The 17,730-nt window shown below is 40.0% G+C and carries 14 protein-coding genes and 1 tRNA gene; 11 read left to right on the forward strand and 4 right to left on the reverse strand.

Going from position 1 to position 17,730, the window contains the following annotated elements:
* Window positions 1-345 precede the first annotated feature (345 nt).
* A tRNA-Phe gene (locus tag ASE74_RS14370) sits at window positions 346-418 on the forward strand.
* A gap of 91 nt (window positions 419-509) precedes the next feature.
* Here the strand turns inward: ASE74_RS14370 and ASE74_RS14375 are convergent.
* Together ASE74_RS14375 and ASE74_RS14380 are read right to left on the reverse strand one after the other, a co-directional pair.
* On the reverse strand, window positions 510-953 hold the full coding sequence (locus ASE74_RS14375; protein ID WP_055910448.1) for an SRPBCC domain-containing protein: 444 nt from the start codon (window positions 951-953) through the stop codon (window positions 510-512).
* A 15-nt stretch (window positions 954-968) separates the two neighbouring features.
* Window positions 969-1,325, reverse strand: coding sequence for a DUF1801 domain-containing protein (locus ASE74_RS14380; protein WP_082458790.1), 357 nt, complete (start codon window positions 1,323-1,325; stop codon window positions 969-971).
* Between the two features lie 287 nt (window positions 1,326-1,612).
* On the opposite strand from ASE74_RS14380, the gene ASE74_RS14385 reads away from it, so the two are divergent.
* Window positions 1,613-3,214 (forward strand): S41 family peptidase, encoded by a 1,602-nt coding sequence (locus ASE74_RS14385; protein WP_055910453.1) that lies wholly within the window; start codon window positions 1,613-1,615, stop codon window positions 3,212-3,214.
* A 404-nt stretch (window positions 3,215-3,618) separates the two neighbouring features.
* Here ASE74_RS14385 and ASE74_RS14390 read toward each other — a convergent pair whose 3' ends face one another.
* Entirely contained in the window at window positions 3,619-4,221 is a 603-nt protein-coding gene (locus ASE74_RS14390; RefSeq protein WP_055910456.1) for a hypothetical protein, read from the reverse strand.
* A 62-nt stretch (window positions 4,222-4,283) separates the two neighbouring features.
* Complete coding sequence (locus ASE74_RS14395) at window positions 4,284-4,517, reverse strand: hypothetical protein (RefSeq protein WP_055910461.1); 234 nt, start codon at window positions 4,515-4,517, stop codon at window positions 4,284-4,286.
* A gap of 108 nt (window positions 4,518-4,625) precedes the next feature.
* On the opposite strand from ASE74_RS14395, the gene ASE74_RS14400 reads away from it, so the two are divergent.
* The 9 genes from ASE74_RS14400 (at window position 4,626) to ASE74_RS14440 (ending at window position 17,720) form a co-directional block, all read left to right on the forward strand.
* Window positions 4,626-5,108 (forward strand): GNAT family N-acetyltransferase, encoded by a 483-nt coding sequence (locus tag ASE74_RS14400; protein WP_055910464.1) that lies wholly within the window; start codon window positions 4,626-4,628, stop codon window positions 5,106-5,108.
* Window positions 5,109-5,247: 139 nt separating this feature from the next.
* Window positions 5,248-6,252, forward strand: coding sequence for an LLM class flavin-dependent oxidoreductase (locus tag ASE74_RS14405; protein WP_055910467.1), 1,005 nt, complete (start codon window positions 5,248-5,250; stop codon window positions 6,250-6,252).
* A gap of 581 nt (window positions 6,253-6,833) precedes the next feature.
* Window positions 6,834-7,397, forward strand: a complete 564-nt coding sequence (locus ASE74_RS14410; RefSeq protein ID WP_157255433.1) for an RNA polymerase sigma factor — start codon at window positions 6,834-6,836, stop codon at window positions 7,395-7,397.
* Between the two features lie 63 nt (window positions 7,398-7,460).
* The gene (locus tag ASE74_RS14415; protein ID WP_055910474.1) at window positions 7,461-8,408 is read left to right on the forward strand and encodes a FecR family protein; all 948 of its coding nucleotides are present in this window, start codon (window positions 7,461-7,463) and stop codon (window positions 8,406-8,408) included.
* A gap of 126 nt (window positions 8,409-8,534) precedes the next feature.
* A complete protein-coding gene (locus tag ASE74_RS14420) occupies window positions 8,535-11,879 on the forward strand; it encodes a TonB-dependent receptor (protein WP_235526098.1) in 3,345 nt (1,114 codons plus the stop codon).
* A gap of 11 nt (window positions 11,880-11,890) precedes the next feature.
* Window positions 11,891-13,414, forward strand: a complete 1,524-nt coding sequence (locus tag ASE74_RS14425) for a RagB/SusD family nutrient uptake outer membrane protein (protein ID WP_055910476.1) — start codon at window positions 11,891-11,893, stop codon at window positions 13,412-13,414.
* Window positions 13,408-15,267 (forward strand): alkaline phosphatase, encoded by a 1,860-nt coding sequence (locus ASE74_RS14430; RefSeq protein WP_235526099.1) that lies wholly within the window; start codon window positions 13,408-13,410, stop codon window positions 15,265-15,267. The genes ASE74_RS14425 and ASE74_RS14430 overlap by 7 nt, the downstream gene beginning before the upstream one ends.
* A 113-nt stretch (window positions 15,268-15,380) precedes the next feature.
* Entirely contained in the window at window positions 15,381-16,283 is a 903-nt protein-coding gene (locus ASE74_RS14435; RefSeq protein WP_055910478.1) for a metallophosphoesterase, read from the forward strand.
* A 141-nt stretch (window positions 16,284-16,424) separates the two neighbouring features.
* Window positions 16,425-17,720: an esterase-like activity of phytase family protein gene (locus ASE74_RS14440; RefSeq protein ID WP_055910480.1), complete on the forward strand. Its 1,296-nt coding sequence runs from the start codon at window positions 16,425-16,427 to the stop codon at window positions 17,718-17,720.
* Window positions 17,721-17,730 lie beyond the last annotated feature (10 nt).

A 17,730-nucleotide genomic window follows, 5' to 3' on the forward strand; every position in this document is an offset into this window, starting at 1 on the left:
AAGATCAAAGCCTTTAGAGCAACATCGAGAGGTGTAAGGGATATTAAGTTTTTCTTATTCAGATTATCGAAAATATATGCCTAGAGTTTAACTCCCCCCAACTTTTCCGCTTGATCCCAAAACAGCTTAAACCGATCAGTCAATTTTTTCTCGTTTACATTAATACAGGCATAATGCGTAAAGAAATATTTTCTTGTCCCAATTAATTTTATGGAGAAAATATTTTTCAACGCATCTTATTGCATGTCAAAAAGATGCGTCTTTGACGATTGGTTTTAAGAAAAAAACCGATATGCTTTTTTTGGATTTGATGAAAAGAATACTACATTTGCATTCCCAAAAGGGGGTGCCATAGCTCAGTCGGTAGAGCAAAGGACTGAAAATCCTTGTGTCCCTGGTTCGAATCCAGGTGGCACCACTCCAAAAAGCCTTACAGCAATGTAAGGCTTTTTTGGTTTATGGATTATTCTTAAAAGGAAGTTTCCATTTATTAAAGGACCTGTTATTTTTTAAGTTTCGATATGGTCATCCGGTTTTTCGGCTAATTCTTTGACTTTATCTAATGCTTTTGGCCATGTTTTTTCGAAATATTCAAGCCATTCCTTGTTGATTCCCATATCAATGATCAGCTCCGTTTTACCATCTTTTTCATTTAATGTGTAATTCTCCAGCGACTCACCCCAGTCATGCAGTTTCTGTTTACCGTCCATTATTTCGCCGATTTGCTTTATAGACATATATTTATCCGGGATATTTTCTTCTATAATGGCTACCATTCCATCCCCCTTACTATCATGGAACAGTGCTGTACTTCCTTTTTGCCAATCGGTTTTTACCTGTGATCCCTCTGCAAAAACGGCGGTCCATTTAGGATAGGTTATTGCGCCAAAAAGAACTTCCCAAACTTTTTTCGCTGTGGCGTTAATTGTGATTTTGAATTCAATCTTTTCCATGATTTTATTTTTTTATCAGTTTTCCATTAAACTAACCCAGGCATTTACAGCTTTTTTCAAAGCAGTTTCGTGTTTCCCCACATCGGCCATTGAATAAAACTTAGCGTAAGCCTTTCCTTTTGTTTGTTCCTCGAGAAATCCGAAATCATCATTTAATAAAGACGCTTTATGAAAAATGACTACCACATAGTTTTTTATTTTTGGGTTTATAGTGGCCATATCTTCTTTAAACTTGAAGCTTGGTCCGCCCCATTTAATATCACATTCGATTTTCGGATTAGCAGTTGTAATGATATTGATCACCTTTTCCATTTCTTTCTTTAAAGGATGATCCAACTGATCCATGAAGGTATTGACTTTAGCAATGCTCATAACCGGTATTTTATATTTCAAATTTGCGGATGATTTGATTGAATTGAGCGGTGTAAAAACGACAATTTATGGGGGCATACGGACTTTTTGATTTTAATGTTTTTTAACATAATTATCTCAGAATAAAGTAATTTAATCGGTAGATTTACCTAGTTGAACGTTACATATGTTCAACTACACAATATTTTGAATTAAATTTAGTGTGTTGGTAAACAAATACGAATGATTAACAACTTTAGCGTTGGATAATGCGTATATATCAATAATGATACTACTACAAAAAATCTATGAGAAATAATAAATTTACCCTTTTGGCTATTCTGGGCTTTTTAAGCTTGGTTACGGTTATGGCTTGTAAAAAGAGCAGTATTGAGCCTGAGCCAGAACCTCCAGTAGTTCCTACAACGCCTACTCTATCTGGAACAAGGGATGAGCTGACAAAGGATTCGATCTTTTTATATGGTAAGGAACTTTATTATTGGAACACTTCATTGCCAGCTTATGATGTATTTAAACCGCGCAGCTTCAGCTCAAACGAAACGGAGCTGTATGCTATGACACAATATTCTACGGATCCATCAACAGGAAAGCCATATGAATTTGTGAGCAATTCTGCGGAGCCTAAGTATTCGTTTTTTGATTATAGCGCTGCAACTACTGGTAAAACGGGTGCGCTTAAAGCAGATGTAAACGGTTCTGCAAATGATTACGGTTTTTCTGTACAGTACAACAATGAAACAGATTTGCGTGTAAAATATGTTTATCCAAATTCGCCAGCAGCACAGCAGGGTTTAACACGCGGTTGCAGGTTAACTGGTGTTAATGGAAGAACAGACCTGAGCTATCCTAATGCAATTAATTTTTTAAACACTGCCATATTTGGTACAAATCCGAGTATTACGTTGGCGTTCAATGATATAAACGGCAATCCAAAAACAGCTGTTGTGTCCAGTTCATTTTACACGGTCAATCCAATTTTGTTTACCCATGTTTATACTGTGGATGCAAAAAAGGTGGGCTATATCGTTTTCAATAGTTTTACCAATAATGTTTCGGCAGCAATAAATACCACTTTCGCAAGTTTTGCAACACAGGGCGTAACAGAATTGGTTGTTGATTTGCGCTATAATGGCGGAGGGTACGTTTCTACTGCAACCCAGATGATTAATTTAGCTGCCCCTGCAGGTGAAACAGGTAATACAATGTTTACTTCCTATTACAATAACTATTTGCAATCGATTACCACTGCTCAGCGGAAAGCTTCGATATTGGCACACCAGCCTTTGCTTGATGATGCAGGTAAACTACAAACTTTTACTACTGGTGTAAATGGAAAGTATGCCACTTATGCGGATTTAAATTATTCTCCTACATCGGCAGATAATATTGAGAAATTTGCAAAATCAGGATCACTGGCTTTAAACAGAATTTATTTCATTGTATCTGGTTCTACAGCATCTGCAAGCGAATTAACGATTAATAGCCTAAAACCTGTAATGGATGTAAAACTAATTGGCAGAACAACCTATGGAAAACCGGTTGGTTTCTTTCCGATAAGAATTGATAAGGTAGATATGTATATTCCTGAGTTTGAAACCAAAAATAAGCTTGGTGTTGGTGGTTATTATTCGGGTTTAACTGTTGATAAAGAATCTTCTGAAGATTTAACAAAAGCCTGGGGTGATGAAACAGAAACCTTATTGGCCTATGCATTACTGTACGCAAAAACAGGGAATTTTGTAACCACGGGAGCTAAAACCGCAAGTTTAAGTGCTACTGCAACAGTAATGCCATCAAAGTTATCCGTGGCAGAATTAAAGGCTGTGGACGAAAAATTAGATCCGAAAGGATTTAAAGGTATGGTAATGACACCTGATAAAAGATTTTAACTACGTTTTTAATCAAAAATGCCCTTGCTTACAGGGCATTTTTTAACTATTCTCGCTGCAATTTCAGCTTTTTTACCAAAATAAATCTTTCAAAGAACCTTCTCAAAAAATATTTGATTCAGGGTACCAGTTCCGAATTGCGATTGATTTTATTTGTTTATAGACCTAAAGCAGTTAAATGTATTTTAAGAGATATTTTAAAATAGGCATTGATAAGGTCACTAAGAATTTGTTATCTCTATAGGGGTTTGTAGGAAAAGATTTTCTAAATTTTTTAGATCAGCATTGTAATGTAATTCCGTCAATTTCAGTTTTAGCGCCTGGATGTTTACTTGTAATGGCAAAAAAATGGGTCAAGTTTTTTAAAACCTGACCCATTTAATCAATTGCTAAATTGGCTATTTTTACAGTAATATCTTACTACTGATGTCTTTATTGATGGTGATATATCCCGGATATTTAACCGGTGTATTGCCCAACATAAAAGTCGGCTTTATTTTGATGGTTAATAAACCGAGTTTCTCATCTTTAGAAGATGATCCTTTTTGGGCTGCTTTAATGATGTCGTTAAACACATTTCCATTTGATACCAATCCATAAATATTGCTCACCAATTGAACAGGTACCGTAACGGTTTGTCCCTGTGCAATGCTTACATTTTGGTTTACTGTTCCTTCTGCCAGGTCGGTGTTGTTTACCAGTATTTTGTATTCGAACTGGTTAATCGCCGCTAGGTTAGCAGATGGATTGGTGATCTCTAAATTAAGGTTTGCCCTTAACGGTATGTCTTTTCTCAATAAACCCAAGGCCACACCCGGTAAACTGGTTAAACTAAAACTCTGCTGGTCCATTAACTTTTTTACATCTGTGCCTGCAACGCTCACCTGTTGTACACCTGTAATTTTATAGGTGCAATTTTCAAGGGCTTTTATTTGCTGTGCCTGCCTGTTTACCCCACATCCAAAAATGCTGATGGCTATCAGGAAAAGCAATAATTTTTCTTTCATGCTATTCATAACGCCAAAATAGTAAAACTATTTCAGCTGCATTGCTGCTTTAACAAAATAAGTTAGGCTTCAGGCGTAACAGTTTCTACATTACCATCATCACTTTGATTTTCCTCTTGTTGGTTATCACTGCCTGTTTCTGTTTGTTCTCCATTACTTTCTTCAGCATCATTTTCAGTTTTAACCTCCTTTTCTGTAGAGGGGATAACCGTTTCTATGTTCATTTGTACATCATCAGTAGGTTTTGGATGGTTACTGTTGTTTTCGGCCGATGTTTTTTCTTGTTCGTTTTCCATGGTATAAATCTGTTTATATTAATAAATCAAATCCAGGTGTATTTTGTTTGCTATTTTTATGAAGCATTTGTCTCATTTTTTAACTTTACCGAAAAAAAATCGAGCAATATGGCCGTTAACATCAGAAAGATAACAGCAGCAGACAATGTGGCTACTGCAGCAATGATCAGAACAATTTTAGAGGAATTTAAGATCGATAAACCAGGTACGGTTTATACTGACCCTACAACTGATCGGTTATCCGTACTTTTTGAACATCCGGGATCGGCCTATTGGCTTGCAGAAGAAGATGGTGAAATTATCGGCGGATGCGGTATTTATCCCACCGAAGGGTTGCCTGCGGGCTGCGTGGAACTTGTAAAATTATATACATCGGCAGCTTCACGGGGAAAAGGCGTTGGTAAAATGCTAATGGAGAAGAGCATTGAGTCTGCACAGCATTTTGGTTATAATGAAATTTATCTCGAATCGTTTCCCGAACTCACCACTGCTATTGCCATGTATGAAAAAACAGGTTTCAAAAAGCTGTCTGCTCCTTTGGGCAATTGGGGGCATTTTGCCTGCAATGTTTGGATGTTATTGGTGCTCTAGCTTATTTTTTTAACTCAATAAGGTCTGATTTATCATTACAATGTTTTAGTGTTGGCTCAACGTCATTTATAATTATGATGGTGGTGAGTTGGTTTAATTAAGGATATTTTTGCAATCTACATTTATCCCTTTTTAAGTTATGGCTGATCACTTATTAAAAAATATACCTTACTCTGTACTCGATCTTGCAACTGTTTTAGATGGTTATACTGCTGCTGATACTTTTAAAACCAGTCTTGATCTGGCCAAGCAAGCTGAAAGTTTAGGCTATACACGCTATTGGTTTGCCGAGCACCATAATATGGCTGGTGTAGCGAGTTCTGCAACGGCAATACTCATCGGCTATATTGCAGGCGGAACGAAAAGTATCCGTGTGGGTTCTGGCGGGATTATGCTGCCTAACCATGCGCCTCTAATAGTAGCCGAGCAATTTGGTACGTTGGCTTCGCTTTATCCAAACCGGATTGATTTAGGTTTGGGCAGGGCACCAGGTACCGATCAGGTTACTGCAATGGCTATCCGTGGCGAAAACTTTAACGCGGCCCATAATTTCCCCAGAGATGTAGAAAGATTGCAGCAATTGTTTTCTGCCAGCAATAGCCGCGCAAGCGTTAGGGCTATTCCTGGAGAAGGATTGGAGATTCCGATATGGATCTTAGGTTCTAGTACCGATAGTGCGCGTTTAGCAGCTGAAAAAGGGTTGCCTTATGTCTTTGCGAGTCATTTTGCGCCAACTTATTTTGAACAGGCCATCTCTATTTACCGAAATAATTTTAAGCCCTCCGTATTTTTGCAGGAACCGTATGTAATGGCTTGTGTAAATGTTGTGGCTGCCGATACTGATGAGGAAGCAGACCGTTTATCAAGCTCGGTAAAACGCATGTTTTTGGGTGTGATTACAGGTAAAAGAGAGTTGTTAAAACCAGCGATAGATGATATCAATCAATATTGGGACCGCATGGAAAAAGAAGCAGTTGAGCAAATGCTGTATTACTCTTTTATAGGCAGTGCAGAAACCATTAAAGAAAATTTAGAGGCTTTTGTTACAAAGTATGGTGTAAACGAGATTATGAGCACCTCGCATATTTACGATCATCAGGCAAAATTGCATTCGAATAAAATATTTGCAGCATTATTTGGGTAAAAGAAAGGTCGTTATTTTGCGCCATTAACCACCGAGTTTACAGAGAAAGATCACAGAGGGCACAGAATAAAACCCATTGAGAAGCTGCGACAACTTCTTGAATTTTTGGCAACCTCGATCGCCTAATGTTCTAGATATTAAGGTTGAGCGCAGGATACTTTTTATTGTGCATTTCCACCATTAACCACCGAGTTCACAGAGAAAGATCACAGAGGGCACAGAATAAAACCCATTGAGAAGCTGCGACAACTTCTTGAATCTTTGGCAACCTCGATCGCCTAATGTTCTAGATATTAAGGTTGAGCGCAGGATACTTTTCAATGTGCATTTTCCGCCATTAACCACCGAGTTCACAGAGAAAGATCACAGAGGGCACAGAATAAAGCCCATTGAGAAGCTGCGGCAACTTCTTGAATCTATCGCAACTCAATCGGCTAATTTTATAGCAGATATTGAGGTTGAGCGCAGAATCCTTTCATTCTCTATCGTAGATTTTCCATCAATAACATCTACACTTTAAGATTTATTAATAATAAGGGAATATAAGGCCGCTAGCTTTGCTGCGAATAAAGCAGCATCCCTTGAGCGAAATCCTACTTTCATCTTTACAGTGCGGAAGCCACCAGGCCATGGAAGAAATTTACCAGGTTTATTGGGAAGATGTTTTTGATGCTGCCCTCAAAAAAACCGGTGATGAAGCACTCGCACAGGATATTACACAGGAAATTTTTATCTCCTTATGGGAAAACCGCACATCCCTAAACCTTACAGCAAGTTTAGGTGCCTACCTGCATGGCGCAGTAAAATATAAAGTAATTAATTATTTCAGATCAGGCAGTGCTAAAGCGCAGCATCAAAATGCACTTTCCATGCTCATGGATAAACAGCATATAGCCGCTGCAGATGATAAACTGATATTAAAAGAGCTCCATTTGGAAGTTGATGCCGCTATTGCGCTTCTCCCGGAGAAAATGCAACTGGTATTCTCGATGAGCAGGAAACAGGAAAAATCCATAAAAGAAATAGCTTCAGAACTTGACGTATCTGTACAAACAGTGAAAAATCAAATCTCTGCAGCCTTAAAACTGCTCAAAAAAAGCCTTTCCTATATCCTGTTAATCGCCATGCTGATTGGTTTAACATAAAGTTAATGTATCGATAACATTTTTGGTTAGTACCGATCTGCTTTTCAACTGACATGTATTTAAATGACAGAAGAACAGGCAAAAGAGCTGCTGCAGAAATTCCTCGATAAGCAGGCAAATCCGGAAGAACAAAAAAAAGTTGAAGAATGGTATGCCGCGCTCGATCAGCAAAAAGTTGAAGTGGCTGCCGACCGTAAAGCAGCAATTGGAGCGCAGCTACTTGTTAACCTTAAGGCGGCAATGCGTAATGAAACTCAGCATCAAAAAGTATTTAAGCTTAAATTTTTTGTCAGGATTGCAGCAGCCGTACTCATTATCATTACAGTTGGTTTAAGCATTTGGAAAAGCAGTTCACCGGTAAGTTCAAACGGAAACCAGCTTACCGTAATTACGGGGAGTAAAGAGCAGAAACGCATTACCTTATCCGATGGTTCGGTGGTTATGCTGGGCCCTTCAGCAAAAATTATCTACCCAAAAATATTTTCTTCAAACAGTCGCCACATTATACTAAAAGAGGGCGAAGCTTTTTTCGACATTGCCCACCAAGAGCAAAGACCATTTACGGTGCATACCACATCGGGTGTTGATATCAGGGTGTTGGGTACCTCGTTCAAGGTGAAATCCTATCAGGCCAGTAAACACATCGAGGTTGCTGTAGTTACCGGAAAAGTTTCGGTAAGCAACAAAAATGGAAATCTGGGCACGCTGATTAAAGATGAATTTTTAACCTACGATAAAGATGGCGGCCGTGCATCAATCCACAAGTTGAAAGCGGCAGCCTTTGTAGAACTTGCTTTTGAAGGCGCAACGTTGGAGCAGGTGATCAACAAACTCCAATATGTGTACAGCATTAAAATCTCTTTGAGCGATACCGCTTTGAATAAACTTAAAACTACGGCCGTTTTTAGCAGCAGGCAAACGCCCGAAGAAATTCTGGATATCATCTGCAGTTTGCACCACCTAAAATTCAATGCATCCAAAAACCATAAAACATTTAATATATACAGATGAGATAAGGATATGATACAACAATCATCTGCGGTACCGATCAGATCGGCCACCGTAATCTTTCTTTCTGGCAGAAAAAGTCAGCACAATTAAAGCTTTACAAATAAATAAAATCAAACAAATTAAACAATGAAAACAACCTCCCCTAAGAGGACTCCAGCGCTTCATAAGATCATGAAATACTCATGTTTAACATTTTCAATTCTCTGCATATTTTGCAGCTCAATACTGGCTTCGGCAGGTATGGCGCAAAAGTTAGCGCAAACAACGGTGAGCATTACAATTGGCAAAGGCCGTAAGATGACCGAAATTATCAAAGAAATCGAATCGCGTACGGGATTGAGTTTTGTGTACAACCCTGACCAGTTGCAGCAGAAAAACACGTATGTAAGCGGCGATTTTACCACTGAGCCCGTAAGATCGTTACTTGATAGGCTTGGTTTACAGGTTTTAGAAAAAGGCGACTACATCATACTCAATAATGCAGTATTTAATAAACCCGACAGAGTAATTACCGGGATAGTAAGAGATTCTACAGGTATTTCTTTACCTGGTGTTTCGGTTAAAGTATTGGGTACACAAAGCGGCACCATAACCGATGGCAACGGTGCTTACCGTATTGAGGTGGGGGCAGATGCAGTACTCTCATTTTCGATGATCGGGTACCGTACCAAAGAAATAAAAGTGGGCGAAAGCCAGGTGATTAACATGGTTTTAAGTGAAGAACGATCTACACTTGCCGATGTAGTGGTAGTGGGTTACGGAACGCAGAAAAAAGAAACGTTAACGGGCGCAATCAGCATTGTAGGGATGGATAAACTTTCTTCCCGATCGCTGAACAGTGTAGGGGAGGTACTTGCCGGAAAAACCCCAGGTGTAATTGTTACCAATGAGGGTGGCGATCCAACATCTATGCCGCGTATCAACGTTCGTGGCTCTGGTGGTATCAACGGTGAAAATGCACTTTATGTAATCGATGGATCTATTTTTACAGGTACACCACAGCTAAATCCCAATGATATTGAATCCATTTCGGTATTAAAAGACGGATCTGCAGCAATTTATGGCGCAAGAGCTTCGGGAGGCGTAATATTAATTACCACCAAAAAGGGCAAAAGCGGCAAAATGCAGATCAGTTTTGATGCAAAGGTTGGTTGGCAAAATGCCTGGAAAAAACTAGAACCTTTAAATGCACAGCAACGTGCACAAGTGGCCGCAACAGCCGCCAAAAACGGCGGAACCACCATTTTGCCTGCCTTTGATGCTACGAAATATCCCGATGGGCAGATTACCCGTACCAACTGGATGGATGAAGTATTTAGAGAAGGTTTATTGCAGGATTACAATGCCGCTATAAACGGTGGAAGCGAAAAATCCAATTATTACCTAAGTTTCAATTACCGCAATGCAGAAGGAATTGTATTAAATACCAAAAGCAAACGCTATAACTTTAGGATTAATACCGAGCATGAGGTTACCAATTGGTTAAAAGTTGGCGAAAACCTTTCTTACAGCAGTACCAACGGAAATGGTGCCAACACCAGCAGCGATTATACAGGGGCCTTACTTTCTGCAATTTATTATCCAACCAACGGAACACCGTATAATGCCGATGGCAGCTTTGCCGGTTTGCCAGGGCCATATGCCGGAGATTATGGTGATATTGTTAACCCTGTAGCAGAGTTAAATCGCATCGATATCAATAACCCTATAAATGTATTGGTAATTAATCCTTACGCCAATATTAAACTGGCCAAAGGTTTAACATTTAGGTCTAACTTAAGCATTACCAAAACAGATGCTTCTTTTAAAAGTTTTACACCTAAAAGGCCAGAAGTAGGAAAGCCGGTATTGAGCAATAGTTTGCAGGAAAGCAGTAACCGCAATAATGATTTCTTAACCGAACAAGTATTAAATTATAAAAATACTTTTGGTAACCACCAGCTGGATGTTACCGGAGGTTATTCATTTCAAAAAACACAGTATAAAAGTTTATTCGCTTCAGGTGCCGGTTTTGATGATGAATCGCCACAGTACAGGTATTTAATGAATGCCACAGTGATACAGCCATCCTCAAGCGGTTATACAGCGCAGGCCTTATCATCATTGTTTTTACGTGCAAATTATAACTACCGCGAAAAATACCTGGTATCGTTAATCGGTCGCCGCGATGGTTCATCTTTACTTACCCAAAATAACAGAACCAGGAATTATGGTTCTGCTTCAGCCGGATGGATCATCAGCAAAGAAGATTTTCTTAAAAATGTGAGTTGGTTAAATGAACTGAAATTAAGGGGCAGCTACGGTTTTCTTGGCAATTTAGCCTCGCTAACTTCCGATGCGGTTAACCCGTTATTGGCACCAACACAAAGTTACTTCGGGCAAACGCCAACTTTGCAAAATGGTTATGTTCAAAATGTTTTGGCCAATGTTAACATTGCCTGGGCAGAATCCAAACAAACCAATCTTGGTGTTGATGTAGCTGTATTGGGCCGTTTAAATCTTTCTGCAGATTATTTTATTAAAGAAATCGATAAAATGATCCTAACCAGAACCTTACCCGGAACCGCAGGTTTAAATACGCAAATTATTAATGCAGGTAAAGTAAGAGATAAAGGTATCGAACTGGGTTTAACTTACAACAGTGATAAAAATGCAGCTTTCACCTACTCGGTAAATGCTACTTTAACAAAAATAAACAACAAAATAGAAGAACTTATACCCGGTATAGAAAACCAGGTAGTTGCTACCAATTTCCGCAATGAGGTTGCGCCACTTACCAATAGGGTGGGCCAGCCGCTGTATAGTTATTTTGTGTTAAAAACAGATGGCATTTTCCAAAGTCAGGCAGAAGCTGATAACTATAAAAATGCAAAGGGAACCAAAATCCAGCCTAATGCAAAAGCAGGTGATTTTAAATTCGTGGATATTAATGGCGATGGATCAATTGATGGTAACGACCGTTATTTTGCAGGCAGTGCTTACCCGGATTTTTCTTACGGCTTAAGTTTTAATGCAAGCTATAAAAACTTCGATTTCAACATTTTTGCACAAGGCGTACAGGGCAATAAGTTGTTTAATGCTGTGAAGCGTACTACTTACAGTGCTGCCGGACCATCTTACAACAAACTGGTAGGAATTTTGGATGCTTGGTCGCCGGAAAACCCAGGAGGCAAAGTGCCGATAATATCAACCAGTGATGCCAACGGAAACTTTGCAGCTTCGGATTTTTATGTAGAAAACGGCTCATATCTGCGTATCCGCAACGTAACACTTGGTTACAGTTTGCCAAAATCTATTGCTGGCAAATTAAAAACAGGTGGAGTAAGAATTTATGCTACAGCAAACAATCTTTTCACCATCACCAATTATTCAGGCTTTGATCCAGAAATCGGAATGGACAATAACGGGGTAGATGTTGGCCGCTATCCGCAGGCCCGAAGCTTTATCCTTGGTTTAAGTGTAAATCTATAATAACAACAACAATGAAAAAGAATTTAAAATATATCGCATTTGCAGCAATTGCTGTTTTTTCTTCATGCACAAAAGAACTTGATATTGTACCAGAAGGATCTCCTTCGGCGCAGAATTTTTGGAAAACAAAAGAAGATGCACTGAAAGCTGAGGGCGGCATGTATGAAAACTATAATGCAGAAGATTTTTACGGTCGCGGAATGTTCTGGTTTATCAATGCCAGCGATGATATGGTTACCGGACGAAATAAACCAGAGGCCGATAACATTAAAAACTTTAACCGTACCTATGTTGGCGGAGGTTATACCGAAACCCAGTGGAGTATGCGTTATGCCATTATTAAACGCGCCAACGATATCATTACCAATGTACCTGGCATCACAATGGATGAAAGCCTAAAAAAACAGATTATTGGCGATGCCTATTTTAATGCTGGGTTGGTTTATTTTCAGCTGGCTGCAAACTATGGAAATGATAAAGCAGGGGTGCCAATCGTTATGCCAGATACCGACGCTGCCAAACCAATTGCCCGTGCAAAAAACGTAAATGAAAATTACGACTACATCATCTCGCTTTTATTAAAAGCAGCAGATAACCTTCCTTTATTTTCGGCAATGAAAGCAGCCGATTATGGCAAAGCACATAAAACCGCAGCCTGGGCTTACCTTGCTAAAGTATATCTGTACAAAAAAGATTATACCAACGCAGCAAAATATGCCGATATGGTAATTACCTCAGGGCAGCATGATTTAGTAAACACTAATTTTGCAGATGTATTTAAAGCCTCAAACAATTGGTCTAAAGAATATATCTGGTCGGTAGTTTGTACGCCAAGTGGTGGTGGTACAGGCTGGGGAAGCAAGCTTCCAGGTGTTATGTTAACCAATAAAGCCTGGGGAATTTACAATGGCTGGGGTTATTATCTGCCAACCAAAGAGCTTTACGATTCATACGAAGCGGGCGATCAACGCCGTGAAGCCACCATTTTAAAACCTGGCGATAAATTTATGTTTTTCGGTGCCGAACGCAGTTTTACCAAAGATGCAGGGGCAACATCAAACTACCAGTTTAAAAAGTACATGGAGCCGTTTTCTTATGCCAACCCAGTTCCAACACACGTTAATCCGAATGGCGATAACGGAACAACAGATTTAAATGTACCGCTAATGCGTTATGCAGAGGTGTTATTAATTAAAGCAGAAGCTGCGATTAACCTTGGAGGCGGTGGAGCAGGCGATGCCGAGCTGAACAAAATCAGGCTGCGTGCAGGTTTAAGTGCTAAAACAGGAATGACAATCGAAGATCTTAAACGCGAACGCCGTAACGAACTGGCAGGCGAATGGGCAGATCGTCACCGCGATTTAGTAAGGTGGGGCGATGCGCAATCCACTTATGCTAAACCATTACATGATTTTGATGGAAGTGTAATCTGGCCGGCCCGAACCTTCAATCCACAGGTTCATGATGTTTGGGCAGTACCACAAAGAGAAATTGACAACAGTGCTGGCGTAATTAAACAAAACCCGGGATGGTAAATAAATTATGGATAAACCTTGCAGCCCTGGCAATACTAGTTGGGCTGCAGGGCGCATCTGCACAGCTTAAACTTGATGCAAACCGTGGACATAGCCACAATGATTACAAACAGAATATCCCCCTTTTAACAGCATATTATGCCGGAATGGGATCTATCGAAGCAGATGTATTTTTAAAAGATGGAGCACTCTATGTAGCGCATGAAGTTTCGGAAATTAAGCCTGATTTTACACTGAAAAAAATATATCTCGATCCGCTGGCGCAACGCTTTAAAGCAAATGGGAATCATCCTTATGCAAATGCAGCCTTGAAACTGCAACTTGTTATTGATGTGAAGGAAGATTATAAACATGTTTTGCCTGTATTGCTGAAAGAATTGGATGATTATGCTGCGGTATTTGATGTGAAAAGCAATGCTGATGCCATAAAGATTGTAATTAGTGGTGATATGCCCCTTCCGGCAGATTTTAAAAATTATGATGAGAAATTATCATTCGATGGAAGGCCGACAACCATTTATACCGAGGCACAACTGGCCAGGGTCGCAATGATCAGTGATGACCTTAAAAACCATACCACATGGAATGGCAAAGGCAACCCCACCAAAACCGACGAAGCGAGGATGAAAGCAGCTATAATGCAGGCACACCGCAAAGGAAAGCCTTTCAGGTTTTGGGCCACTCAGGATAGTCCAAATACATGGATTGTGCTCGAAAGGTTTGGTGCAGACTGGATTAATACCGATAACCCAAATAAACTGAAAGATTTTTATCTTCATCAGGATAAGTTAAGCTATACCAATCAAACTCCTTACAAACCCTATACGCCAACTTATAAAACCGACGGCGCAGATAAGCCAGCCAAAAACATCATTTTATTAATCGGAGATGGAATGGGCCTTGCAGCCATACACGCAGGGTTAATTGCCAACCATGGTGATTTAAATATGGCAAAGTTCCATGCAATCGGGTTTTCAGAAACTGCTGCGGCCGATGCTGGCAACACCGATTCGGCTGCGGGTGGTACAGCAATGGCTACAGGCGTTAAAACCAATAACCGCTACATCGGAATGGGGCCTGATGATCAGAAAAAGACGAATTTAGTAGATACTTTGGCCGGTTTTGGAATAAAAAGTGGCATCATCAGCTCAGGCGATCTTACAGATGCCACGCCAGCGGCTTTTTATGCCCATCAGCTCGATCGCGCTTTTAATGGTGCTATTGCAAACGACCTCTTAACCAGCAAAGCCGACGTTTTGGTCGGTTCCAACCGTAAAGCTTTTGAGCAGAATAAAAATGCTCAGCTTTTGCCGCAGCTTAAAACAAAGGGTTTTCAGTTATCGAATAATCTGACTGATTTTAAAAAGCAAAACCAGGGTAAACAGTTGGTATTGCTTGCTGATTCTGCTACCCGACCGGTGATTAAAGGCAGAGGAGATATGCTCAAACAATCGCTTTTGCATACAATTGAAATTTTAGCAAAAAACAAACGCGGTTTCTTCATTATGGCAGAAGGAGCACAAATTGATTACGGAGGGCATGCAAATGATTTTCCTTACCTGGTTACAGAACTGCACGATTTTGACCGCACAATTGCCGAAGCACTCCGCTTTGCTGATGAAGATGGTGAAACATTGGTAATTGTTACCGCCGACCATGAAACCGGGGGATTGACACTTTTGGATGGTTCAGCAGAAAAAGGGATGATCCGCGGCGAATTTAGTACCAACGACCATACGAGTATTATGGTTCCGGTGTTTGCCTACGGACCAGGGTCGCAATATTTTAACGGCGTTTATCCTAATAATACGATTTTTCATAAAATCATAAAGGCATATCATCTGGCCAGGTAATAACTGGTAAGATCAGCCAAGCGGTGCATGTGTATAATGGCATGCACCGCTTTTTTTTAGCTTAATGTTAAGGCAACATTGCAATGCTAATTTTGAAGCAATAAAGAACTATAATGGAAAGAAGATCTGCACTCAAAAATATTGGTGGGCTATTTTTGTTGCCTACGCTGCCCGCAATTTCCTCAGCAGCTTATAAAAAGCCCGTGCTTAGGGTAGCGCATATTACGGATGTACACCTGAAAAACCAATTTAATGCACCTGCAAAATTTATTAAATGCCTGCATAACCTGCAAAATCAATCGCCAAGAGTAGATTTGGTATTAAATGGAGGTGATATCGTTTTTGATATGAATAAAGAAAATATCGCTACCATAAACGATCAATGGAAACTGGTAGGCGACACGATGAAAAACGAATGTAGCTTGCCTGTACGCTACTGTTTGGGCAACCACGATATCTGGTGGAATGAAAACACAAAAGGCGATACTTTTTATGGGAGAAAATATGCCATGGATAAGTTGCAGCTGGCTAAGCCTTATTATAGTATGGTGCAAAATGGCTGGAAAATTATTGTGCTAGACAGTACTCATCTGGATATCGACAATACCTGGTACATTGGTAAGCTGGGCGAAGAACAATTGCTGTGGTTAAAAAATGAACTTGATACAACGAGTGCCGGTATGCCAGTAATGGTAATGTCGCATATCCCTATACTTACTGCGCTCTTGATGATAGAAGACAATATTGTAAATAAATGGACCATGTTGGGTGGCGACATGCACACCGATACCGCTAAAATCATCAACCTGTTTTATCAGCATCCAAATGTAAAGTTATGTTTAAGCGGCCATTTGCACATGCGCGATAAAGTGGTTTACAACAATGTAACCTATCTCTGCAACGGTGCAGTATCTGGTGCCTGGTGGGAGGGTAACCGGAGAGAAACCGCACCAGGTTATGGATTGATTGATTTATACGATGATGGCAGTTTTGAAGAGCATTATGTGAATTACTGAGGGTTTCTTCGGTTTTTTGCCACAGAAATACAGATTAATTTTTCTTGCCAATGTAACAAGCATACACATCAATACTTGTTATTCACTTAACATTGCCTTCATATTTACATCCTTGCTTTGTTTAAAAATTATTCCATTTAAATGAAAAGAGATTTACTTGCCCTAATTACTGCGGCATCTATCGGTATGGTATCTTGTAAAAAGAACCACGAAGAAACCCCAACAGCACTCACTTATCCTAATGTAGCAGAAGTTGCCGATCCTCCGGTACTTTTCACTACCGCTGCTGGCGTAAAGGTGTATAATGGAGGCTTTGGTTCGGCGGTAGCTGCTGATCCCAATTCGCCTGATGTTTTTTATATGTTAACCGATAGGGGTTCGAATGTTGCCGGGCAGATTGCAAACTCAATCATCATCGGCAAGCCGGATTTTGATCCTCAGATCGGAAAATTCAGATTGAAAGACGGTAAACTAATTCTTGAAGAAACCATATACCTGAAAAATGCCAGTGGCGATAAACTAAACGGACTTCCGAATCCTGCCGGAATGGGTGCTTCGGGAGAAACGGCCTACGACTTAAACGGACAGGTAATTGCACCTAGTGCCGATGGTATCGATTCTGAAGGTTTGGTAAGGGCTGCTGACGGGTCATTTTGGATCAGTGATGAGTATGGTCCTCATATTGCACATTTTGATGCTACCGGCAAAACCATAGAACGTATTAATCCCTTTGGAACTGGTACAGGTGGACGAAGAATTCCGGCAGTATTTGCCAATAGAAGAGCAAACCGTGGTATGGAAGGCCTTGCCATTACTCCTGATGGGAAAACATTAGTGGGGATGATGCAGTCGCCAATGTACAATCCTTCAAAAAATGCTGTTGCCAATTCAGTTGTATTAAGGATTCTGACTTTCGATATTGCAAGCGGAGCAACTAAACAATATGCTTACCTAATGGATAATGTTTCTTTAACAGGTGTAAGCGATATTGTGGCCGTTAACAGTACAACTTTTTTAACCATTGAGCGTGATGGGTTGTATGGTGGTGCGGCTTCCAATCCGGCAGCATTTAAAAAGGTTTTTAAAATTGACATTAGTGGAGCTACCGATATTTCTGATGCTGCGAATGGTGCTACAGGTAAACTATATGGAGGCAAAACGGTAGAAGAATTAAATAATGCTGCCGGTTTAAGTGGCGCAGGCATAACTCCGGTTAGTAAAACTGTTGTTTTAGACCTTTTAAAAGACCTGCCTTCCGTTTATCCCCACGATAAAGCAGAAGGACTGGCTTTATTACCGGGTAATATACTTGTAATTTCTAACGATGATGATTTTGGTGTGGTAGATAACGGCGCTAGTGGTTTTGCACAGAAAATTTTGCCGTTAACCAATTCAGTTGATCGGAACAGATTGTATTTTGTGAAAGTTAAGCTTTAGGATATTAGGA

Source organism: Pedobacter sp. Leaf216 (assembly GCF_001421515.1).
In the GTDB taxonomy this organism is placed as follows: Bacteria; Bacteroidota; Bacteroidia; order Sphingobacteriales; family Sphingobacteriaceae; genus Pedobacter.